The 21,174-nt window shown below is 57.4% G+C and carries 20 protein-coding genes and 1 tRNA gene; 13 read left to right on the top strand and 8 right to left on the bottom strand.

The genetic code is table 11. The features are described from left to right. Position 1 precedes the first annotated feature (1 nt). Positions 2-568: a hypothetical protein gene (locus ACJO3M_RS11120; protein WP_407001439.1), complete on the top strand. Its 567-nt coding sequence runs from the start codon at positions 2-4 to the stop codon at positions 566-568. Positions 569-621: 53 nt separating this feature from the next. On the opposite strand, the gene ACJO3M_RS11125 is transcribed toward ACJO3M_RS11120, so the two are convergent. Beyond that, positions 622-1,035, bottom strand: a complete 414-nt coding sequence (locus ACJO3M_RS11125) for a c-type cytochrome (RefSeq protein ID WP_407001440.1) — start codon at positions 1,033-1,035, stop codon at positions 622-624. A 197-nt stretch (positions 1,036-1,232) separates the two neighbouring features. On the opposite strand from ACJO3M_RS11125, the gene ACJO3M_RS11130 reads away from it, so the two are divergent. Continuing rightward, positions 1,233-1,565, top strand: coding sequence for a hypothetical protein (locus tag ACJO3M_RS11130; RefSeq protein ID WP_407001441.1), 333 nt, complete (start codon positions 1,233-1,235; stop codon positions 1,563-1,565). A 15-nt stretch (positions 1,566-1,580) separates the two neighbouring features. Then, positions 1,581-2,744 (top strand): phospholipase A, encoded by a 1,164-nt coding sequence (locus tag ACJO3M_RS11135; RefSeq protein WP_407001442.1) that lies wholly within the window; start codon positions 1,581-1,583, stop codon positions 2,742-2,744. A 147-nt stretch (positions 2,745-2,891) separates the two neighbouring features. Here the strand turns inward: ACJO3M_RS11135 and ACJO3M_RS11140 are convergent, their stop codons facing one another. From ACJO3M_RS11140 to ACJO3M_RS11150, 3 genes are all read right to left on the bottom strand, one after another. Next, positions 2,892-4,244, bottom strand: coding sequence for a phosphohexomutase domain-containing protein (locus ACJO3M_RS11140; protein WP_407001443.1), 1,353 nt, complete (start codon positions 4,242-4,244; stop codon positions 2,892-2,894). A 9-nt stretch (positions 4,245-4,253) separates the two neighbouring features. Further along, a complete protein-coding gene (gene bfr, locus ACJO3M_RS11145; protein WP_406985488.1) occupies positions 4,254-4,730 on the bottom strand; it encodes a bacterioferritin in 477 nt (158 codons plus the stop codon). 98 nt (positions 4,731-4,828) lie between these two features. After that, the gene (locus ACJO3M_RS11150; protein ID WP_406985489.1) at positions 4,829-5,035 is read right to left on the bottom strand and encodes a bacterioferritin-associated ferredoxin; all 207 of its coding nucleotides are present in this window, start codon (positions 5,033-5,035) and stop codon (positions 4,829-4,831) included. 180 nt (positions 5,036-5,215) lie between these two features. Between ACJO3M_RS11150 and ACJO3M_RS11155 the strand changes: the two genes are divergently transcribed. The 6 genes from ACJO3M_RS11155 (at position 5,216) to ACJO3M_RS11180 (ending at position 11,800) form a co-directional block, all read left to right on the top strand. Beyond that, positions 5,216-5,758 carry a YaeQ family protein gene (locus ACJO3M_RS11155; protein ID WP_407001444.1) on the top strand — a complete coding sequence of 181 codons (543 nt, stop codon included), beginning with the start codon at positions 5,216-5,218 and terminating at the stop codon, positions 5,756-5,758. Positions 5,759-5,974: 216 nt separating this feature from the next. Continuing rightward, entirely contained in the window at positions 5,975-7,159 is a 1,185-nt protein-coding gene (locus ACJO3M_RS11160; protein ID WP_407001445.1) for a thiamine pyrophosphate-dependent dehydrogenase E1 component subunit alpha, read from the top strand. 1 nt (position 7,160) lies between these two features. Further along, positions 7,161-8,138, top strand: coding sequence for an alpha-ketoacid dehydrogenase subunit beta (locus ACJO3M_RS11165; protein WP_407001446.1), 978 nt, complete (start codon positions 7,161-7,163; stop codon positions 8,136-8,138). A 26-nt stretch (positions 8,139-8,164) separates the two neighbouring features. Further along, a complete protein-coding gene (locus ACJO3M_RS11170) occupies positions 8,165-9,766 on the top strand; it encodes a dihydrolipoyllysine-residue acetyltransferase (protein ID WP_407001447.1) in 1,602 nt (533 codons plus the stop codon). Between the two features lie 9 nt (positions 9,767-9,775). Continuing rightward, the gene (locus ACJO3M_RS11175; protein WP_407001448.1) at positions 9,776-11,701 is read left to right on the top strand and encodes a protein kinase domain-containing protein; all 1,926 of its coding nucleotides are present in this window, start codon (positions 9,776-9,778) and stop codon (positions 11,699-11,701) included. 22 nt (positions 11,702-11,723) lie between these two features. Then, positions 11,724-11,800: transfer RNA gene (locus ACJO3M_RS11180), tRNA-Arg, on the top strand. Between the two features lie 333 nt (positions 11,801-12,133). On the opposite strand, the gene ACJO3M_RS11185 is transcribed toward ACJO3M_RS11180, so the two are convergent. Both ACJO3M_RS11185 and ACJO3M_RS11190 read right to left on the bottom strand, forming a co-directional pair. Then, complete coding sequence (locus ACJO3M_RS11185; RefSeq protein WP_407001449.1) at positions 12,134-13,477, bottom strand: HipA domain-containing protein; 1,344 nt, start codon at positions 13,475-13,477, stop codon at positions 12,134-12,136. Next, positions 13,474-13,806: a helix-turn-helix domain-containing protein gene (locus ACJO3M_RS11190; RefSeq protein ID WP_407001450.1), complete on the bottom strand. Its 333-nt coding sequence runs from the start codon at positions 13,804-13,806 to the stop codon at positions 13,474-13,476. Before ACJO3M_RS11190 ends, ACJO3M_RS11185 begins: the two co-directional genes overlap by 4 nt. A 302-nt stretch (positions 13,807-14,108) precedes the next feature. Here ACJO3M_RS11190 and ACJO3M_RS11195 point away from each other — a divergent pair, with 302 nt between their 5' ends. From ACJO3M_RS11195 to ACJO3M_RS11205, 3 genes are all read left to right on the top strand, one after another. Further along, entirely contained in the window at positions 14,109-15,116 is a 1,008-nt protein-coding gene (locus ACJO3M_RS11195) for a helix-turn-helix domain-containing protein (RefSeq protein ID WP_407001451.1), read from the top strand. Positions 15,117-15,165: 49 nt separating this feature from the next. Further along, positions 15,166-16,494, top strand: coding sequence for an amidohydrolase (locus tag ACJO3M_RS11200; protein ID WP_407001452.1), 1,329 nt, complete (start codon positions 15,166-15,168; stop codon positions 16,492-16,494). 252 nt (positions 16,495-16,746) lie between these two features. Beyond that, a complete protein-coding gene (locus tag ACJO3M_RS11205) occupies positions 16,747-18,342 on the top strand; it encodes a GMC family oxidoreductase (RefSeq protein ID WP_407001453.1) in 1,596 nt (531 codons plus the stop codon). On the opposite strand, the gene ACJO3M_RS11210 is transcribed toward ACJO3M_RS11205, so the two are convergent. After that, positions 18,339-19,232 (bottom strand): LysR substrate-binding domain-containing protein, encoded by an 894-nt coding sequence (locus ACJO3M_RS11210; protein WP_407001454.1) that lies wholly within the window; start codon positions 19,230-19,232, stop codon positions 18,339-18,341. The two genes, ACJO3M_RS11205 and ACJO3M_RS11210, sit on opposite strands and share 4 nt — an antisense overlap. Positions 19,233-19,381: 149 nt before the next feature. On the opposite strand from ACJO3M_RS11210, the gene ACJO3M_RS11215 reads away from it, so the two are divergent. After that, on the top strand, positions 19,382-19,693 hold the full coding sequence (locus ACJO3M_RS11215; protein WP_407001455.1) for a hypothetical protein: 312 nt from the start codon (positions 19,382-19,384) through the stop codon (positions 19,691-19,693). Between the two features lie 24 nt (positions 19,694-19,717). Here the strand turns inward: ACJO3M_RS11215 and ACJO3M_RS11220 are convergent, their stop codons facing one another. Next, positions 19,718-21,025: a methyl-accepting chemotaxis protein gene (locus ACJO3M_RS11220; protein WP_407001456.1), complete on the bottom strand. Its 1,308-nt coding sequence runs from the start codon at positions 21,023-21,025 to the stop codon at positions 19,718-19,720. Between the last annotated feature and the right edge of the window lie 149 nt (positions 21,026-21,174).

Raw genomic sequence — 21,174 nt, forward strand, 5'->3', positions numbered from 1 at the left:
TATGAGACGCAAGGTCCTTCAGCGCGCACGATCCGCCAGCATAACAATGCTGACGACTGGCGCGGTCATTGCCACTCTGACGCCCGTACCGGGCATGGCTCACCAACCTCCGGGCGCCGAGGGCGCCCCGGAGGGGATCCTTCGGGCCAGCATCGTCCATGAGGGCGGGGTCGACGCCATGCAGGTGATGATCCTCGACGCACCACAACCGGCCATCATGTTGAGCTATCGGGGTGAGGAGACCCTGACCGTTCTTGACAGCGACAACCAGCCGTTCCTGCGTTTCCACGGCGATCGTGTCGAAGCGAGTACGCAAAGTCGTCACTGGCAGACGCTGCCACAGAGCAAGGGCAGCGAGCCGGGCTCAGAAACTTCCTGGGTGCAGGTGTCAGGGTCCGGCAGCTTTGGCTGGGTAGACCCCAGACTTACGGCGCACACCGAGGGCCGCCCGGACCAGACCACTGACTGGCGCATTCCTGTCAAACCCGAAGCAAGCGACAGCACCGCCATCACCGGACGTCTGTCCTGGCGACCACTGGCTAACCACGCCAGTAACACCCAGCCCTGAACGAAGAAAGCCCCGCATCAGCGGGGCTTTCTTTACATTACCGAGGCAGTGAATTATTCGCTCTCGGACACCATATATTCTACCGCAGCCTGAATTTCCTCATCGGAACAGTTGCTACAGGCACCTCTGGGGGGCATGGCGTTAAAGCCGTTAATGGCGTGATCTACCAGAGTTTCCAGTCCCTTGTCGATGCGGCCACTCCAGGCGGCGGCGTCACCCTTCTTAGGTGCACCAGCGGCGCCAGTCCCATGACAGGCCACACAGGCGGCATCGTAAACTTCGTTACCAGCGCGAGGTCCCGAGCTGGCGTCTGCTGCAGGCGCTGCCGCGGATCCGCAATCATCGCCCTGTACACAAACTTCACCCACCGGGGCAATGCGTGCACGGATTTCGTCTTCAACACTTGCCATTACGGCACCCGCTGTCAGGCCGAAGCCAAGCAATACAGCAGCCAGGACTCTCTTCATCTTCACAATGCACCTCGCATTTGAGCGTTATAATAATCAGTCGCCGCATTATAGCGACTGCGGCAAGGCAAAAAAACCAAAGAGCAAAATCATCGACTGATTTCAACCATTTTAATTGCCGTTTCGTAAGCATCTGAGCCTTTGACGCTCATTCCGGGTACCATAGTAACCACCCATTCATCGGGGAACACAGGATTATGCGACAAGCCGAACAATCACCCCACCCACTTCGCAAACCCTTGCTGATACTGGAATTTGCCTCGCTGGCACTGTTGCTCGTTTCCATGGCGTGGTTTTCGGGACGTGCCGATGATGGCGCCGCACTGAGCCCCGGATGGCTGTTAATTCCGGCCATCGCCAGCCTCGCGGTTTTCTGCAGCTTTATCGGCCTGATGTATCTGCGCTGGGTTGCCGCGGCACAAGCCGACCACAAGACCCGTCACAAGATCGTCTTCGCGTTGCTCGCCCTCACCCTTATGGGTGTCTGGTTATACGGCATCGTTAATACCTGGATCAGCCTGAACGTCTAATAAGGAATAGCGGATATGGATACATCCCGCGGCGCTTCGTCCCGATTTAGCTTTGCGCTCATCCTGCTGGCCACAGCCTGCCTGCTCCCTGCCCTGGCCCATGGGCAGTCTGGTGAAGAAGTCGCGACCATGGATGATCTGACCCTGGAAGACTGTGCACTGATTGACGACGGCATTCAGCGCCTGGCCTGCTACGATCGCATTAACGCTCCCGGGAAAGCGCAGGAAACGGCCGAACCGGAAGAAACACGACAAGCGCAAGAAGCTACCGATACTCTCGAATATGACGAGCCAGGCGAGGTCGCGGAGGATGAAGCGGTTGTCGAGGACGCTACCGCCGACGCCGGGGATGAGGATAGCGGTGTCATGGCCGCGCTGGTCAAGCGCTACACCGCCACAGAAAAGGCGATCTTTTCCTTCTCTGGCAGTTTTGTGGGTCACCGCCCCACCTATATCCTGCCCTTTACCTGGGTGGACACACCGAATGAGGTTCCCGTCAGCCCACGACTGGGAGGAAGCCCCTACGACCATTCCGTCAACAATGAGGAAGCCAAGTACCAAATCAGTTTCAAGGTGCCGTTGCTGACAGGCATGCTGGATGATCGCACCACGCTGTGGTTTGGCTACACCCAGCAATCCTTCTGGCAGGTGTACAACACCGATGAATCGGCACCTTTCCGGGAAACCAACTACGAGCCGGAAGTCTTCCTGCGCTACCAGGCGAACTACGATATCGGCCCGGGCACCCTCAGCGGTGTCACCCTGGGCATTAACCATCAGTCCAATGGGCAATCGGAGCCCCGTTCCCGCAGTTGGAACCGAATCATGACTTCTATCGGGTACAGTTACGATCGCTGGCTCTTTCTGGTGCAGCCTTGGTATCGAATACCGGAAGACGAGAGTGAGGATGACAACCCCGACATTGAACGCTTTGTTGGTCACGCGGACTATCTGGCGGTCTACAAGCTGACCGAGGACCGCACGCTTTCCCTGAAGCTGCGAAACAATCTGCGCTCCGAGGATAACAAGACGTCGGTGGAGTTTGGTTACAGCTTTCCGATGGGGGACACCCTCAGGGGGTTCTTCCAGTACTACAACGGGTATGGGGAGAGTCTGATTGATTACAACGAGAGGATTCAGCGGATTGGTATTGGCATCATGCTGAATGACTGGCTTTGAACTATCGGAGCAAGACCAGTCAGGCGGGTAGTATTTTCAGAAACACGCTGTGAATACGTCCTTGTACGCTTGGCTCCGCCATCCATGGCTCCGCACAGTTTCTGAAAATACTACCCGCCCGACTGGCCCCAGACTCTTCTGCAAGCCTTAAGTATTCAACCGTTCCATTTCCGCCAGCAACTCTTCAGTTTTCGCTTTCATCAACGCAATGTCACCCCGAGATTCTACGTTCAGGCGAACAACCGGTTCGGTGTTGGACATCCGCAAGTTGAAGCGCCAGTCATCGAACTCAACGCTCACGCCGTCCACGTGGCTGACGCTTTTGGCATCGGCGCCGTAGGCGGCTTCGATGGCGGCGATGACCTTGGGGGGATCGGCGATGGTGCGGTTGATTTCACCGCTGGCCGGGTAGGCTTCGATTCTGGCATCGATCAGTGATGACAGTGGCTTACCGGACTGGCACAAACGCTCTGCCACCAGTAACCAGGGAATCATGCCGCTGTCGCAGTAGGCGAAGTCCCGGAAATAGTGGTGGGCGCTCATTTCGCCGCCGTATACCGCATCTTCATCCCGCATGCGCTGTTTGATGAAGGCGTGGCCGGTTTTGCTTTCGATGGCTTCGCCGCCGGCGGCTTTGACCAGATCGAGGGTATTCCAGGTCAGGCGCGGGTCGTGGATGACTTTGCCACCGCCGGTCTTGCGGAGGAACTGGTCCGCCAGCAGGCCAACGATGTAGTAACCTTCAATAAATCGCCCGTTTTCGTCGAAGAAGAAGCAGCGGTCGTAGTCACCGTCCCAGGCTATCCCCATGGCCGCACCGTTGGCTTTAACCGCTTCGGCGGTGGCGGCACGGTTTTCCTCCAGGATCGGATTTGGTACGCCGTTAGGGAAGTGGCCATCCGGCTGGTGATGCACCTTGATGAACTCAAATGGCAGGTGCTTCTCCAACTGGTCAATCACCAGGCCCGCACCGCCATTTCCGGCGTTTACCACAATTTTCAGCGGTTTCAGCGCAGCGGCATCAACGTAGCCGAGAAGGTGATCGATATAAGCGCCCATGACTTCCAGGGGCTCATAGCAGCCCTGGGCCGGCGCGTCGCCAAACGGCTCGGGGACGCGGTCGCGGATGTCGTTGAGGCCGTTGTCGGAACTGATAGGCCGGGATTCCGGGCCCACCATTTTCATGCCGTTGTGGTCTTTCGGATTGTGGCTGGCCGTTACCATGATGCCGCCGTCCATTTTGTAATGGCTGGTGGCGAAGTAGACCTGTTCGGTACCGCACAGGCCAATATCAAACACATCCGCGCCCGCGGCCGTCAGGCCGGAGCTTAGGGCTTCGGTGATCTCATGGCTGGACAGGCGGATGTCATAACCGACAATCACCTTTTTGGCGCCCGTCACTTCTACATAGGCCCTGCCAATGCGCTCGGCCAGTAACGGGTTGAGCTGATCCGGCACGCGGCCACGCAGGTCATAGGCTTTAAAACAGGACAGATCCATTGTCTGGAATTACTCCGCAGCAGACGATTGCAGTTGAACGTAATTCTGAATACCCATCTGACCGACCATTTCCAGTTGTGTTTCCAGCCAGTCGATGTGTTCTTCTTCGCTGTCCAGAATATGGCGGAACAGCTCACGGCTGGTGTAATCCTTGACGGTTTCACAGTGAACGATGGCTTCCTTGAGATCCGCATGCGCCGTCAATTCCAGCTTCAGATCACAGGACAGCATTTCCTCAACGTTCTCACCAATCAGCAGCTTGTTCAGGTCCTGCAGGTTGGGGAGGCCCTCAAGGAACAGGATGCGCTCGATAAGAAGATCGGCGTGCTTCATTTCATCAATGGATTCTTCGTATTCCTTGGCGGCAAGTTTGGTGATGCCCCAATCCTTGTACATGCGGGAATGCAGGAAATACTGATTGATGGCGGTAAGCTCGTTGGCGAGCACTTTGTTCAGGAACTGGATGACTTTCTTGTCGCCTTTCATGACGGTTCTCCTTGCTTGGATGTTCGATCCGTACAAGGATAGCCCTTCCTAAAGGAAGAAAAAATCACAAATGGGAAAGGGTCGCAGTAACAACCGGATCAGGCGGGCTGAGCCAGCATGTTTGCCATCGCAAGATAATCCGGGGTGCGGCTTTCACGCAGGATTTCACGGGCGGTGCAGGCGCAACGGCCACACTGTGTACCCACGCCGAGTTCCTTACCGAGCTGACGCATGGAATTGACGCCGTTATCGGCGGCTTCACGAATTTCGCGGTCTGTTACACCATGACAAAGGCATACATACATAGAAAGATCACTCACGGCCCAATGAAAGCTAGTGATAATTATTGTCATTTGCATGCGGCTTTGCAACCCCTGTGAGCGATTTTTGTGCAAATCAATGTATCAGCGGCCTCTCAGCAGAACCCGGCCATTTGATTTACACTGCCCACATATCACCAAGCGAACACGACTACGGAAAGCTCAATGGCGCTCAAGGCAACCATCTTCAAGGCAACACTGAACATCGCCGACATGGACCGGCACTACTATGTCGACCACCACCTCACGGTCGCCCGCCACCCGTCGGAGACCGATGAACGCATGATGATCCGGCTGCTGGCGTTTGTCCTCAATGCCAGTGAGACCCTGGAGTTCACCAAAGGCATCAGCACTGACGACGAGCCAGATCTTTGGCAGAAGAGCCTGAGCGACGATATCGAACTGTGGGTGGAGCTTGGCCTGCCCGACGAGAGTCGCCTGCGCAAGGCCTGCAATCGTGCCGAACAGGTGATCCTTTATACCTACGGTGGCCGCGCCGTGTCCCTGTGGTGGGAAAAGCACCGGGGGAAGCTGAACCGTTTCAGAAACCTGACCATCATCGACCTGCCCCCGGAAGCCACCGCCGAACTGGCCAGCCTCGCGGAGCGGGGAATGAACCTGCAGTGCACCATCCAGGACGGAGAGGTCAACATCGGCAACGAGGAATCCCTGGTCAGCATAACGCCCGTCCCTCTCTACCCGGCGTAACAATCCATACGACGATTCGGGAGCCCGCGCTCCCGTCACGCAAAGATTAAAATCATCGTACCGGGTCTACCCGAAAGGCGCAGTTTACGTTAAGGTAAACACCAAGTAGTCCTGTGAGGATCACACCAGATCCCGTCAGGTTGTCTACAATAAAATCAGCGACACCCTCACAAGGGGTGTTTTTGTTCCTCAGGCCAATACCCCAGGAAGAGGATTATGACAACAACAAAATCCAAAGTTGTTTATTCCCCGGTCTTTACCGACGGTGCGGAATTCCGTATTCCCACCTTCAAGTTACTGAAGCAGGACGGCTCTCTCTATAAGGGCGCCAAGGCGCCTGATCTCGACAAAGAGAAAGCCTTGCGCATCTACCGCGCGATGGTCACCACCCGGATTCTCGATGAGCGCATGCTCGCCGCCCAGCGACAGGGGCGCTTGAGCTTCTACATGCAGTGCACCGGCGAAGAAGCCGCCGTGATCGGCAGTACCGCTGCGCTGGATGATGGCGATATGATCATGGCGCAGTATCGGGAACAGGGTTCCCTGGTCTATCGCGGCTTCACCATCGATGAGTTCATGAACCAGCTGTTCGGCAACGAACTGGACTACGGCAAAGGGCGCCAGATGCCCGTTCACTACGGTTCCAGCAAGCTGAACTACATGACCATTTCATCGCCCCTGGCCACGCAGATTCCCCAGGCCACCGGTTACGCCTACGGCCAGAAAATGGCGGGCGAGGGCCACTGCACCATTACCTATTTTGGCGAAGGCGCCGCATCGGAGGGTGACTTCCACGCCGCCCTGAACATGGCCGCCGTGCATCGCGTTCCGGTGATCTTCCTGTGCCGCAACAACGGCTACGCCATTTCCACCCCGGCCGCTGAACAGTTCGCCGCCGATGGCGTTGCACCCAGGGCCTACGGTTACAAAATGGACGTGATCCGCGTGGATGGTAACGACATTCTTGCCATGCACGAGGCCACCAAAGCAGCCCGCAGCCTGGCGGTGGAGCACAATCGCCCGGTACTGATCGAAGCCATGAGCTATCGCCTGGCCGCCCACTCTTCTTCCGACGATCCCTCCGGCTATCGCAGCAAGGACGAGGAAGCCGTTTGGCGTGAGAAAGACCCCATCCTGCGGATGCGGCTCTGGCTCGAGAGCAAGAAGTGGTGGAGCGAAGACGACGAAAAACAGTTGCAGGAAAACATGCGCCGCGAGGTGCTGGAAACCATGAAACGGGCACAGAAGCGGCCACCACCCCCGCTTGATTCGCTGGTCAGCGATGTCTACGACGAGGTGCCGCCCGCCCTCGCCCAACAGCTCGACAAGCTCAAAGCGCACATCCGCCGGCATCCGGACGCCTATCCGAAGAGTGCCGAACACGCCAAGGGAGGGGCTTGAGATGACCAAGATGAATATGCTCCAGGCCATCAACAATGCCCTCGACACCGCCATGGCCGAAAATGAACGGGTGCTGTGTTTCGGTGAGGACGTAGGCGTCTTCGGTGGTGTTTTCCGCGCCACCAGCCACCTGCAAGAGAAGTACGGCAAGGCCCGCTGCTTCAACACGCCGCTGGTGGAACAAGGCATCATCGGCTTCGCCAACGGTCTGGCGGCCCAGGGTTCCGTACCCGTGGCCGAGATACAGTTTGCCGATTACATCTTCCCGGCATTCGACCAGATCGTGAACGAGTCTGCGAAGTTCCGTTACCGTTCTGGCAACCTGTTCAACGTGGGCGGATTAACCATTCGTGCGCCCTATGGTGGCGGCATTGCCGGCGGGCTTTACCACTCGCAATCACCAGAAGCCTACTTTGCCCATACACCAGGCCTGAAAATTGTGGTGCCGCGCAACCCGCACCAGGCCAAGGGCCTGCTACTGGGAGCCATCCACGATCCTAATCCGACTCTGTTCTTCGAACCGAAACGGCTCTACCGCGCCTCCGTGGGCGAAGTACCGGACGAAGACTACCGGCTGCCGCTGGGCGAAGCGGAAGTGCTCAAGGAAGGCACGGATGTGACCGTGCTGGGCTGGGGCGCGCAGATGGAAGTGATTGAACACGCCGTCGAAATGGCGGAAAAAGAAGGCATTTCCTGTGAAGTCATCGACCTGAGAACCATCCTGCCATGGGATGTGGAAACCGTGGCCAACTCGGTATTGAAGACCGGGCGCCTGGTGGTGACCCATGAAGCCCCGCTGACCGGCGGTTTCGCCGGCGAAATTGCGGCGACCATACAGGAGCGTTGCTTCCTGTACCTGGAGTCCCCGATCGCTCGGGTCACCGGGATGGACACCCCCTTCCCGCTGGTGCTGGAAAAAGAGCATCTGCCCAATCACCTGAAGGTCTACGAGGCCATCAGGTCGAGCGTGGAATTCTAGGTTGATATCAGGACAGGAGAGCAATCATGAGTGATTTTATACTGCCCGATATCGGCGAAGGTATCGTGGAGTGCGAACTGGTCAAATGGCTGGTCGCCGAAGGTGACATCATAGAAGAGGACCAGCCCGTAGCCGAGGTGATGACCGACAAGGCACTGGTGGAAATTCCGGCACCGTACAAGGGCAAGGTTACCCGCCTGTATCACAAGGAAGGCGACATCGCGAAAGTCCACGCCCCGCTGTTTGAGCTGGTGGAAGAAGGTGGCGAAAGTGAACAAGGTGCAGAACCTCAAGCACAGCCCGTCGAAACCGACACCGCTAGCGAGGCGCCTGTAGCGCAGGAACCATCCGGCGCCAGCAACGCAACCGCTGACGACGTCACCGAGGACTTTATCCTGCCGGATATCGGCGAAGGCATCGTCGAGTGTGAAGTGGTGGAATGGCGCGTGGCCGAGGGTGACGAGATCGAGGAAGACCAGCCGGTAGTGGATGTCATGACCGACAAGGCGATGGTCGAGATCACCGCCCCCAAGGCCGGCCGTGTCACCAAACTCTATCACCAGCAGCAGGAGATGGCCCGGGTGCACTCCCCGCTGTTTGCGTTTATTCCCCGCGATCGTGATGAGCCCGCCGAGACAAAAGCCGCGACACAGCCGGCGCCTGCTTCGGAGTCCTCGCCGGCAACCGCAAAACCGGTCACAACGGGAAAACGGCAGCGGATTCCCGCCAGCCCCGCCGTGCGCCGCCTGGTGCGGGAACATGACCTGAACCTGGCGGACATCGCCGGCTCGGGCAAGGATGGCCGGGTGCTGAAAGCCGATGTGCTGGCCCACCTCGACAAGCCCGCCGCGCCTGCGCAAGGCCAGGCACGTGCCGGCGAATCACAGCCGGGCAGTGCACGCAGGCAGCCGGAGGGTGAGCAGGAAGTGCGGATCGAGCCGATCAGGGGCATCAAAGCCGCGATGGCCCGCAGTATGGTGGCGTCGGCGACCACCATTCCTCATTTCATCTACAGTGAAGACATTGATGTCACCGACCTGCTGAAACTGCGGGAACAGCTCAAACCGGAGGCCGAAGCCAGTGGCTCACGGCTGACACTGATGCCCTTCTTCATGAAGGCCATGGCACTTGCGGTTCAGGAATTCCCGGTACTCAACAGCCGTCTCAATGACGACGTTACCGAGATTCACTACCTGTCCCAGTGCAATATCGGCATGGCGGTGGACAGTAAGGCGGGCCTGATGGTCCCCAACGTCAAGGGCGTGGAAAGCCGCACCCTGCTGGGCGTTGCCGATGAAGTGGCGCGCCTGACCGAGGCGGCCCGCTCAGGCCGTGTCAGCCAGGAGGATCTCAAGGGCGGCACCATCACCATCTCCAACATTGGCGCTCTGGGCGGCACCTACGCCGCACCCATCATCAACGCACCGGAAGTGGCGATTGTGGCCCTGGGCCGGACCCAGAAACTGCCGCGCTTCGACGCCAATGGCCAGGTGGTGGAACGCTCCATCCTGACAGTGAGCTGGGCGGGCGACCATCGCATCATCGATGGTGGCACCATTGCCCGTTTCTGCAACCGCTGGAAAGGCTATCTGGAATCGCCGCAATCGATGCTATTGCATCTGGGCTGACGGGGCATCATGGCGCAGAAGACGCAACTGCAGCAGTTCTACATACCTGAAGAGCAGTCGATCTACCTGCTCAGCCATGACGATGCCAAGAAGCTCAAGGACTGGGTGGCGCTCTGCGCCACCCAGCTCCGCCAACTGGGTTACCAGGACATTGAGATGATCGGCAAGGGCGCCTACGGCTTTGTGTTTGCAGGCCGCCTGCCAAGCCAGAGCGCCAATGATCCCGAGCATGTCTTCAAGTTCACCCGCATCAACCTGCCACAACACCTTCAGGACCGGCTCGAAGATGAAGCTTACATCCTCGAGCAAGTCCGGCACCCGCGGGTGCCCCGACTCATCGCCTATCAGCGGGCACGCAACCAGCCCATCCTGGTGATGGAGCGGGCCGCCGGCCTTAACCTGGAAGAAGTGTCCCTGCGTGAGGGCCGCCTGAAACCGAGGCTGGTGATCCGGATCGCCGACCAGCTTGCCGACATCCTGCGCAACCTGCGCCGCGAGAACGGCCCCGCCGGACGGCCCATCGTGCACGGCGATATCAAACCATCAAACCTGGTCTTCGATGCCAGCACCGAAAACATTGCCCTGATCGACTGGGGCTCATCGGTGTTCGCGCAGCTCGACGCCAATCAGCAGTTCATCACCGCCAATGTCATGGAGCTGATGTCCGACAACCTTCAGCAAACCAACGCCCGTCTGGGGGATGTCTACTTCATTGGCGAGGAGCAGCTGAACGGCGGCCTGTCGTCGCCCCGCTTCGACGAACAGGGCGCAGCCGGAACACTCTATGCACTGGCTTCCGGCCAGTCATGCCGCTTTGGTCATCAGGCAATTCCCGCGAGCTCCCTGGGGCTCCCCATGGAATTCGCCCGTATGCTCGATGGCATGCTGGCCCCGGACCCGGAGACGCGTCGACAGGCCGGTGACTACTACCTGAAAGAAATGCCGAGAATGGCGCGCACGGTGATGATCGATCTGCCGGAACCGCCCGTGGCCCCTCTGGTGCCAGTGTGGACACGACCATCAGACCACGAAATCGACACCGTCGTGTACAGTTCCCGCAAATCCTTCCTGCGGCAGGAGGGCGCCCCGGAAACCCTCAACGACGTCAACGACGTTCAACTGGACCGGTACTACAAAAACTTCATGCAGGGCATGGGGGAGACCGAAAAGGCGTTTCTGGCCGCCGTCAGTCGACTGGGACGATACCCCGTCGAAGGCGGCCTCGCCGTGCGCTGGGAGACCGATGGTGTCTACATTGACACCTCACTGAACCTGCACGACCCCAACCTGAAGGCGGCCTTTGTCAGGGCCGTCAACAACATGGTGTACCTGGCCCAGGCCATCTACCGCCAGGGCATCTTCAAAAGCTGCCTGTTCAATGCCCGCAACACCCTGCACATCGACCGCGACGAACCGGACCAGCCCTTTCAGGTCGAACCCGGCATGCAACTGCGCTACGAGGTCAGCGCGGCACCGGAAGTGGAAGACGAATCCCGGGTGCATTCCTACTTCGAGGACGGCCCCGACCCGGAGGAATTCCTGGTCCTGCCCAAAACCATCATCACCGCACTGGAAGCCCTGAACGACATCCACCACACCGGCATGATCATCTTCGAGGCCCTGCCCCGCCACCTCAAGATCCACAGCCACTACCGGCTGCTCGACCCGGACCGGGAAGAAGAATTTTCCCGCCTTCTCGACGAGATTCTCTCCGCCGTGGATCATATTACCGGCCTCGGCGTCTCCGGCTTCATGAAAATGCCCTACAAGGACACCCGTTTCTTCCCCCACATCGAACGGTTGCCAGAACGCTACTACCCCAGAAACCCCAGGGCCGAAGCCGATTCCGCCAGAAACCCAGACCAGCGCTCCGAAGATGCCAAGAGGACTGGACAGAACACCCCATCACACGTAAGATTGCGCACTCGAAATTGACGCACCAAGCGTTTGATTTCTTCCGCCCGTAGCTCAGCTGGATAGAGCGTTGCCCTCCGGAGGCAAAGGTCTCAGGTTCGAATCCTGACGGGCGGGCCATATTCCATAAAAAAGCCCACCTCGCGTGGGCTTTTTTATGGAACTCTGGTTTGTTCGTTAGCCCTGATGAGAACCTGCGTTTGACCCGGAGCCTGCAACGCAGGCGGAGGGAACGTCGGAACGCAGTGACGACGGCCCCGTAGGGGTGAGGTCGCTAAGCGGCCGAATACAAACGGCGCCAGCCGTTTGGGCACCGCAGCAAAGCGAAGGCGGGGCGAAGCCCCGAGCAACGCGCCCAAAGCGTTGCGAGTCCATCCTGATCTTTTAGGCAGCTCCCAAGTTTGACTTAACCTAGACTCAACTCAGAGCGCGCGGTCATAAAATCTATATCGGTCAGGCCATTATTTTCGAATGGCCTGCGCGAAGACTACGCTCCATGTCATTCAGGATAATATGCAGGATAGACCTGATTAGTTTCTGCTCGATCCCCCAGTTCTTTTTGGCCTCAACTCCGTTCGGTGACTTCTCAACCAATTCCTCATGTTCGCCACAAACCTTTTCAAAAAGCTCGGAGGCCGTCGGAATAATCCTATCCAGCTGACGGTTAATTTCCCGTGAGACTGAGCTTTTGGCCAATCCCAGCATCATTCCCGCCTTTTCCAAATCCTCAAAGGTCACTGCCCCGAAGGTTTTGGCGGTGTCACTGACCTCGAGCGCCAATTCAGATGACGGCCACCTCGCGTTCTCAACCGCGAGCGCTTTCGTGTCATAAACAGCGGTTGCCAAAAGATCATAAGCCGGAGCCACACGAATGCCTTCCCGATCGACAATGAACGAAATATTCTTTAAGTGATTATCACCGTTGCCTGTGAGAACGTTAAAAACTAACCAACTGAACAGGCTCATACGTGCTTTAGCCTTGCTCCGGCATTCACAAATCGCGTCGTTTAGAGACTCGATATTTGCGCCGGTGTATTTGAAAGCCCTGTCTCTGTTTAAAAGCTGGCAAGTGTCTATCACGTGGATGCGATGTACTTCCCCGTCTGCATCGCGCCACCGGTCAAATCGTTCAATGATATATATGGGCTCGGGTACATAGCGCATGCTGACATCGGGAACGTCCAGCTTCATTTCCCGAGCAAGCCTCATAATAAAGTATTCATTTATTACCGAGGCTGGATAGTCTGATTCAGGGTGATTAGGCTTCAGGATATGTGTAGACGGTGTGCCCGCTTCGGGTTCGTAGATGTCTTCACCTTCCAGAACAATCAACATCTTGTGCTGTGCGCCAGCCAACGACATGCGCTTTGGAGAGTCCTTCTGCAGCGAGGATCTGGGGAGATTTTTAATGCGTTGACTCAATTGATCATGGGTTAATCTTTTTCGCCCAACAGGAAGATCCCGCGAGACTTCAGGTTCGAGCAAAACCAACGCTCCGGCAGACTCAGCACCGTAATATTCAAGAAGACCGAAGGAATCTTCCCACTTCAGTCCAGCCTCTTTGGCAACAACCTGGCGCAACGCTTCTTCTGGTAGAAGGTTATCAAAGTACCACTGAACAGGACGCTTTGATGAGCCATCCTTTATGGTTTTCTCATCTCTCGGTAGTGACGGAGAAAGATCGAACCCATCTGCGAAAGCCAGCCATTCGTCGGCATATGAGAGCTCCCAAATGTTTTCTTGCTCCGAGAGAAAGCCTACCTTTGTTCCGTTGTAATAGACCACGAGGCTTCTCATGCGTTACTTCCTGGTGAATTTGGCCCCGTATATTTAGCGGTGCGCTTGCTTCCTCTGGTCGGAAGCGGTTTCAATCCTGTGGTTTTTAATCGTTCATATTCCGGGATTGACGACTCGGGCACGTCGAACTCCATGCGGATCCCCAGCTCGTCAAGCAAACGCAAAAAACGACCGAACTCAATCGTTTCCTTACCTCGCTCCGCATCACGGACAAAGACATGACCGACACCGGCACTTCCTGCCAAGTCGTCCTGCCTCAAAGACTGACTTTTTCGTACTGCGCGCACGAGCATGCCAGCCTGTTTAACGTCAGACACCATTACTTTCATCACACCACCAAAAATCTATGCGTACGGATAGAATATAGCGCATGCTGGCGACCCACACCAGAGAATCGATGCGTTCCATTAGTTTTTGAATGGAAACAGGTAAAAGCCAGAAAAAACGATGCGAGCGATTCGATTTTCGCACACTTACTTTGCGTCCATCACAACAGAACTCCCATCACCCGAATGGCGCCGATTGCACTTGCCCACACACCTCCCCAGACGGTAATTTCTTCACATAAGGTCTCAGGTGAGTTCTAATCTGAGGCGACGGTCTGACGTCCGAACAACAAGACAAAAACACCATGCTCGAAGCGACTCCTGAATCATCGGTCTCCCGCGAACATTTCCTGACGACGGTCAAGGGATTGAGGCACGTTGTCGACCCGACGACGCTGGAAGCGTCCTTGAGCACAATGATAGGGACGCGGCCGCACTCGGCTTCCGCTCGCATCCCCCTGAAACGCCTTCTGGAATTCCAGACCGTTATTGCCGAAGGCCGCGACGACCCACTCCTGCTGGCAAAGGCCTACAGCCACCTGAACTACGACCCCGGGTTCATGGGAAGGACATTCCTGGCGGGTGCCCTGAGTCTGGACGAAGCCATCTCACTGCTCTGTCGTTACATGAAAGTGAACTCGGATCTTTGCACCATCAAGCTGCAAACCAATCCTGATTCAGCCACTCTTCGGATAACGCCGGCAACCGGCTACTCGGGGGCCCACGAACAACTTGATGCGATGGTTTATAGCTTTTCGCGAATTCTGCTGGCACTGGGCATCCAGTCGATTGATTTCATCAGGCTTAACCATGTGCCTCCGCTCGCCATTCAGGATCAGTATCATCATTTATTTCCCGCCCCTGTGCACTTTGGCGGTAGCGAGCCGGCTATTCAGTTTTCTCCGGAACAGCTCAATCGACAGCTCGACTGGGAAACGTGCCCTGTGGAAAAACTGGCAAAGCGCGAACGTCGGCTCAAGCAATTACAGGGGCACCCCAACTGGCTGGAATCCGTTGAAATCCTGATTCCGGCGCTGTCCCGCCGGGGAGAGGCGCATATCGACCGGTGCGCGAACCTGCTGGCTGTGAGTCCGCGCTCCTTGCAACGTCATATTCGCGCGGAGGGATCGACCTTCCGGGACATACTGGATCAGAGTCGCCGAAAACTCGCCAGAAACTACCTTGCAAGAGGTTACGCCAACGAAGTAACGGCCTCGCTTCTTGGGTACCGACAGACGGCCCAATTCTATCGGGCATTCCGGGAATGGTTTGGCTGCTCACCCTCTGAGTACCAACATTCCCCTCCCCCTTAGTCAACGTCGACACATCCAAATCATAAACAACAATCGCAAGGAGAAAAGCATGCGTAAAGCACTGCTACGGGCCACGCTTGCCTGTACAACCGTCACGACCCCACTGGTTATGGCAGACCAATCACTGACAGACCAGGTCATACAGGGCGCTGAATCTGTTCACCAGCAAGCCATCGAATGGCGCCATGACGTACACCAACACCCCGAACTCGGTAATCAGGAGCACCGAACCGCCAAGCTGGTCGCCGACCATCTCCGCAAGCTGGGAATGGAGGTCCAAACCGATGTCGGGAAAACCGGTGTAGTAGGCATCCTTAAAGGCGGCCTTCCCGGGCCGGTGGTGGGTCTCAGGGCAGACATGGATGCGCTGCCCGTCAAGGAGCGTACCGGGCTGCCCTATGCGTCTGAAGTTATCCAGAAATACCAGGGGGAGGAAACTCACGTCATGCACGCCTGCGGGCACGACGCCCACGTCGCTATCCTGATGGCGGTCGCCCAGAACCTCGCCAACGTCCGGGATCAACTTCCGGGTACCGTGAAGTTCATTTTCCAGCCGGCTGAAGAGGGGCCCAGCGACTACGTCTATAAAGGCGAACAGCACTTTGGTGCCCGCCTGATGGTGGAGGAAGGGGTTCTCAAGAACCCGGATGTGGACGCGATCTTCGGGCTTCATGTGACCTCAAAAGCCCCCACCGGAATCATCGGCTACCGTAGCGGCCCCACGATGGCCAGCAGCTCGGATCTCTATATCACGGTGAAAGGTGAGCAAACCCACGGTGCACAGCCCTGGGATGGCGTTGACCCCATCGTAGCAAGTGCCCAGATCATCAACGGACTGCAAACGGTGGTCAGCCGCAAGACCAACATCATGCCGGCTCCTGCGGTTGTCACTATCGGCACCATTGACGGCGGCTCCCGCCACAATATCATTCCGGACTCCGTCAAAATGAGCGGGACCATCCGCACCTTTGACGATGACGTGCAGCAGCAGGTGAATGAACACGTGACCACGACCACGGAACATATTGCTCACGCTTCCGGCGCTGAAGCAGACGTTTCTATCATTAACAATTACGCCACGACGGTGAACGATCCTGCCCTCACCCAACAGATGCTCCCCACCCTGAAGCGTGTCGCTCCCAAGCAGGTGTTCGAAGTGCCACTGGTCACCGGTTCCGAGGACTTTTCGTATTATGCGAAGGAAGTGCCCGGGCTGTTCTTTTTCCTCGGTGTGACGCCGAGGGAAAACATGAAGGATGCGGCTCCCAATCATTCACCGGAGTTCTATGTGGATGACAAGGCACTGGTCACCGGCATCAAGGCATTATCTGCCCTGACGAGCGACTACCTGCAAAGCCACCCGCGCCAGGGTCAATGATCATCCTTCAGACAAAAGGCGCATGAAGCCTTCATAAGAGGCTGGTTTCCCGGGCTGGAGACAGCTTCCCGGCAAAACACGGTGCCGTCACTTCATCAACGAAGTCGGCGGCACCGCTCACACACGCCAATAGTTGCCTGCCGAAAACTGGCCCAGAATCACCTTCAGAAATACCCCCGCTTCCCACACTCTCCTTATTGCGGTAAATCTGTACCCCTCCCTCTAAAACAAGAATTTCAAAGGTGATCGGCAATGCAAACAGTGGATTATGTGATTGTAGGCGGTGGTTCCAGCGGCTGTGCACTTGCGGGTCGGCTGAGTGAGGACGCCAATTCCACCGTTGCCCTGATTGAGGCCGGATCACGCAAGGGTGCCAGCTGGCTGATCCAGACACCCGCGGCCGTGGTCGCGATGGTGCCGAAGAACATCAACAACTGGGCGTTTGAGACCGTGCCGCAGCCGGGGCTGAACGGTCGGCGAGGTTACCAGCCGAGGGGCAAAGTGCTGGGTGGCTCGTCCGCCATCAATGCCATGGCGTACATTCGTGGCCACGCCAGTGATTACGACCATTGGGCCGCCCTGGGCAATACCGGATGGGCGTTCAAGGATGTGCTGCCGTACTTCCTCAAATCCGAAGGCAATCAAACGCTCAACAACGAATGGCACGGTACCGACGGGCCACTGAAAGTCAGCAACCTTCAGAGTGACAACCCATTCCAGCAGCATTATCTGGAGGCAGCCCGCCAGGTCGGCTACCCACTGACTGACGATTTTAACGGCCCTCAGCAGGAGGGGATTGGCCTGTACCAGGTCACTCAGCTCAACGGCGAGCGCTGGAGCACCTACCGGGGATATCTGGCGCCCTACCTCGACAGCCGTCCCAATCTGATCATAGAGTCCGATGCGCTGGCCCAACGCATTCTGTTCGAAGGTAAACGCGCGGTCGGTGTTGAGTTTCTGCAAAACGGCCAGCTACGGCAGATTCGTGCACGCAAGGAAGTGGTGCTGAGCGCTGGCGCATTCCAGTCTCCCCAACTGCTGATGTTGTCCGGCGTGGGGGATGCCGACGAACTCAAGGCGGTCGACGTGCCTGTGGTCCATCATCTCCCCGGCGTGGGCAAGAATCTTCAGGACCACCCGGACTTCATCTTTGGCTACAAATCCAAAGACAGCAACCTGCTGGGTCTGTCGCTGAAAGGCGGCCTGCACGGCATCCGCCAGTTCCTGCGTTATCGCAAAGAACGACGCGGCCTGCTGGCCTCCAACTTCGCGGAGGGCGGCGGCTTCCTCAAAACCGATCCGCAGCAGGCGGCGCCCGATATCCAGCTGCATTTCGTGATTGCCCTGGTGGATGATCATGCCCGTACCCTGCACGGGGGGCACGGTTTCTCCTGCCACGTCTGCCTGCTGCGTCCGAAGAGCCGCGGCACTGTATCGTTGAAGGACAGTTCGGCACAAACCCCTCCGGTGATCGACCCGAAATTCTTTGACCACCCGGATGATCTGGAGGCCATGGTCAACGGCTACAAAATGACCGATCGGTTGATGAAAGCGCCGGCACTCGCCCGCTTCATCACCAAAGACCCGTTTACCGCGAACGTCACCACCGACGATGACATCCGCGACGTGCTCCGGTCACGCACCGACACCGTGTATCACCCGGTAGGCACCTGCAAAATGGGGGTCGATGACATGGCGGTTGTCGATCCCCAGTTGCGGGTTCACGGGCTGGAGGGGCTGCGGGTAGTGGATGCGTCCATCATGCCCAGCATCATTGGCGGCAATACCAATGCGCCGGCGGTGATGATCGCGGAGAAAGCGGCAGACCTGATGCGGGAGAGCGGCTAACCCCTCAAATCACCAAATGCTTCCTTCACATGACCTGCCAACGCATCCTGCACCGGATTGCCACCGTGCCGAACCAGCGCAATCTGGTAATCGGAAAGGGCCGGCAATCCTTCCCTGTCCAGCTTTCGCAATGGCGGGCGAACAAGGCTGAGCGGGAAAGGTGAAACCGCCAGATCCGCAAACATCGCCGCTTCCTGGCCGGAGCAATTGTCGCAGGTATAGGCCACGCGATAGGACATACCGGCTTCATCCAGTGCCCTCAGGGCCATCCGGCGCCAGACACACCCGTGGCTGGCCAGGGCCACCGGTAAGGGCGAACGGTTGGCGGCAATTCCTCCTTCACGGCCGGCCCACACCAGCGGTTCCGTATGGACCACCTCTCCCCGCATTTCCTGGCCCTGATTTCCTATGGTGATCAGGGCCATATCCAGTTCTCCGGCGTCCAGGCGCTCAAGGTGCTGTTTACTTGAGCCCACCACCACATCCACCTGAACGGCAGGATATGATCGTGCAAACTGGGCAAGCACCCCGGGTAGAATACGGCTACCAACGTCGTCTGAGGTACCGAGACTGACCCGGCCTTCCAGGGTAGGCGTCAGAAATTGCTGTATTGCCTCCTCATTCAGCCGCAACAACCGCCGACCATAGCCCAGCAGGACCTCGCCTTCCGGGGTCAGCCGGACATGGCGGGCCTCACGGACAAACAGAACGTGCCCAAGAATCTCTTCCAGGCGCTTTATCTGCATACTCAGCGCCGAGGGTGTGCGAAAAACCTGTTTCGCGGCCCGGGTAAAACTGCCGCACTCGGCAATCGCCACGAAGGTTCTCAGGACATCGGTATCCAGCAGTGGAACGGTCTCACGGCTGATCCCGGGATTGGAACTGTTCATAACCCACACCTTTCAACTTTTCTTAACTCAGATGTTAAATCTTTTCGTTTGTTTGATCAAAGGTGAGATTGCATGCTTATACAACGCGCCCTGGTCTGTACCCAGGGTTTCGCAGAGAGCGTTCATGACTGATCAAGGAGACATTCAAAATGTGCAATTATCAGGAATTCCGTCGCCCATCCCTGCGCCCTGATGCACCCAAGCAGCCGCCCAGTCTGGACTTCTATATGCCGGCTACACCGCCGCTGGCCTTCATGGCAACGCTTGAGTTCTGGGTCAGAATCTTTCGGCGCAGGCACCATTTCCGGCGCTTGTTTGTACCGCTGCTGGAGGAGAACGATCAGATACTGTCTGACATCGGGTATGAGCGGGTGGATATTCAGTGGGCACTGGAACTGCCACTGAAAATCGACGCGCTGAAGGCCCTGGCTGCTTGTCGCAGGGCACGGGGAGAGGGATGAGGTTCAGGCCTGGAGTGAGGGGGCTCACTCCTCACTCGTCAACCGCGCCACCACAGCCGCAAGATCCGTCATGCCTTTCTCCACCTGCTGGATACCACTGGCAACGCCGGAGATCTCACTGGAACTGCGGCGGGACAGCTCGGACACCCCGTCCATGCTGGAGCGTAAAGACCCGATCAAATGGCTGTTCCTGCCCACCACGGCGGAAATCTCTTCCAGCGAGTGAGCGGTTTTGGCCGCCAGTTGACGAACCTCGTCCGCCACCACCGCAAAGCCCCGGCCCATTTCGCCGGCACGGGCGGCCTCAATGGCCGCGTTCAGCGCCAGCAGGTTGGTTTGTTCCGCCACGGTACGAATGGTGCTGACAATGTTGCCAATCTGCTCGGCCTGGGTTTCCAGGTCCCGGCTCACCTCCACCGCGCTGGACACCTCCTCCTGGGTCGACTCTGAGGTTTCCACCGCAACCGCAAGCGCGCGGTTGGCCTCGGTGGCGATTTGTGACGTTTCTTCAGAGGTGGAGGCGGCAACTTCGGCAGCCTCCCGGGCGTTGGCAATCCGGGAGGTAATATCGGCGGCGAACTTGATCACCTTGTAAACCTGCCCTCCGGCATCCAACACCGGGCTGTAGGTGGCCTCCAGCCAGATGCTGCGGCCACTTTTGTCCCGGCGTTCAAACTGTCCTGAAAAACTTTCTCCCCGGGCCAGGCGGCTCCAGAAGTCAGGGTTGTTGCGATAGAAATCATCGAAGCAGAACATCTTATGATGCTGATGGAGAATTTCTTCCCGGGCGTAACCGGTAGTGCTCAGAAAGTTGTCATTGGCTTCCAGTATCTCGCCATCCGGTGTGAACTTGATGACCGCCATGTATCGGTTGATCGCATCCAGCATCGCGGTATCATCCGCGACCTTGTCCTGCGCCGCTGTCGCGTCCCAGGCGATTTTGACAACCTTGGTGATTTGCCCCTCATCGTCGGTAACGGGGAAGTAGGTTGCCTCCAGCCAGACCCGGCGACCGTCCTTGGCATAGCGGGGGAACGTGCCCTGCTGAGACACACCCCGCCCCAGCTCTTCCCAGAATCGCTGATATTCGGCGGATGAAGCGTATGTGGAATCACACAACAATCGGTGATGCTTGCCAATCAGTTCCTGACGCTGATAACCCACGAGAGACAGCAGAATATCGTTGGCCGATTCCACCACCCCGGAACGACTGAATTCGATATAGCCGATCTGAGAGCTGATGGCGTCCAGAATTTGCCGCATCCTGGCATGGTCGTTACGGGAAACCTCCAGCTGTTCTGTCAATTCCGCAATGCGATGGCGACCGAACATGTTGTGCCCTCCGGGAGCAATGTAGGAAATCCATTGATTCCAATATAACCACTAAGTAGGGGAAACTACGTAGTTTAAAGTAGGGTTCGCGAAACGAATTGTAAGCAAAAGCGACAGTTCTTCAGTGCAACCAGGTTTTCGCCAGCCAC

The sequence above is a fragment of the Marinobacter alkalisoli genome (assembly GCF_045449795.1).
In the GTDB taxonomy this organism is placed as follows: Bacteria; Pseudomonadota; Gammaproteobacteria; order Pseudomonadales; family Oleiphilaceae; genus Marinobacter.

Bases quoted from the DNA above. Each gene is read 5' to 3' on its own strand.
- ACJO3M_RS11125 (WP_407001440.1), bottom strand. From the start codon at position 1,035: ATGAAGAGAGTCCTGGCTGCTGTATTGCTTGGCTTCGGCCTGACAGCG.
- ACJO3M_RS11190 (WP_407001450.1), bottom strand. From the start codon at position 13,806: ATGAAAGTAATGGTGTCTGACGTTAAACAGGCTGGCATGCTCGTGCGC.
- ACJO3M_RS11155 (WP_407001444.1), top strand. From the start codon at position 5,216: ATGGCGCTCAAGGCAACCATCTTCAAGGCAACACTGAACATCGCCGAC.
- ACJO3M_RS11135 (WP_407001442.1), top strand. From the start codon at position 1,581: ATGGATACATCCCGCGGCGCTTCGTCCCGATTTAGCTTTGCGCTCATC.
- ACJO3M_RS11215 (WP_407001455.1), top strand. From the start codon at position 19,382: ATGTGCAATTATCAGGAATTCCGTCGCCCATCCCTGCGCCCTGATGCA.
- ACJO3M_RS11220 (WP_407001456.1), bottom strand. From the start codon at position 21,025: ATGTTCGGTCGCCATCGCATTGCGGAATTGACAGAACAGCTGGAGGTT.
- ACJO3M_RS11120 (WP_407001439.1), top strand. From the start codon at position 2: ATGAGACGCAAGGTCCTTCAGCGCGCACGATCCGCCAGCATAACAATG.
- ACJO3M_RS11150 (WP_406985489.1), bottom strand. From the start codon at position 5,035: ATGTATGTATGCCTTTGTCATGGTGTAACAGACCGCGAAATTCGTGAA.
- bfr (WP_406985488.1), bottom strand. From the start codon at position 4,730: ATGAAAGGCGACAAGAAAGTCATCCAGTTCCTGAACAAAGTGCTCGCC.
- ACJO3M_RS11130 (WP_407001441.1), top strand. From the start codon at position 1,233: ATGCGACAAGCCGAACAATCACCCCACCCACTTCGCAAACCCTTGCTG.
- ACJO3M_RS11175 (WP_407001448.1), top strand. From the start codon at position 9,776: ATGGCGCAGAAGACGCAACTGCAGCAGTTCTACATACCTGAAGAGCAG.
- ACJO3M_RS11160 (WP_407001445.1), top strand. From the start codon at position 5,975: ATGACAACAACAAAATCCAAAGTTGTTTATTCCCCGGTCTTTACCGAC.
- ACJO3M_RS11140 (WP_407001443.1), bottom strand. From the start codon at position 4,244: ATGGATCTGTCCTGTTTTAAAGCCTATGACCTGCGTGGCCGCGTGCCG.
- ACJO3M_RS11185 (WP_407001449.1), bottom strand. From the start codon at position 13,477: ATGAGAAGCCTCGTGGTCTATTACAACGGAACAAAGGTAGGCTTTCTC.
- ACJO3M_RS11170 (WP_407001447.1), top strand. From the start codon at position 8,165: ATGAGTGATTTTATACTGCCCGATATCGGCGAAGGTATCGTGGAGTGC.
- ACJO3M_RS11200 (WP_407001452.1), top strand. From the start codon at position 15,166: ATGCGTAAAGCACTGCTACGGGCCACGCTTGCCTGTACAACCGTCACG.
- ACJO3M_RS11205 (WP_407001453.1), top strand. From the start codon at position 16,747: ATGCAAACAGTGGATTATGTGATTGTAGGCGGTGGTTCCAGCGGCTGT.
- ACJO3M_RS11210 (WP_407001454.1), bottom strand. From the start codon at position 19,232: ATGAACAGTTCCAATCCCGGGATCAGCCGTGAGACCGTTCCACTGCTG.
- ACJO3M_RS11165 (WP_407001446.1), top strand. From the start codon at position 7,161: ATGACCAAGATGAATATGCTCCAGGCCATCAACAATGCCCTCGACACC.
- ACJO3M_RS11195 (WP_407001451.1), top strand. From the start codon at position 14,109: ATGCTCGAAGCGACTCCTGAATCATCGGTCTCCCGCGAACATTTCCTG.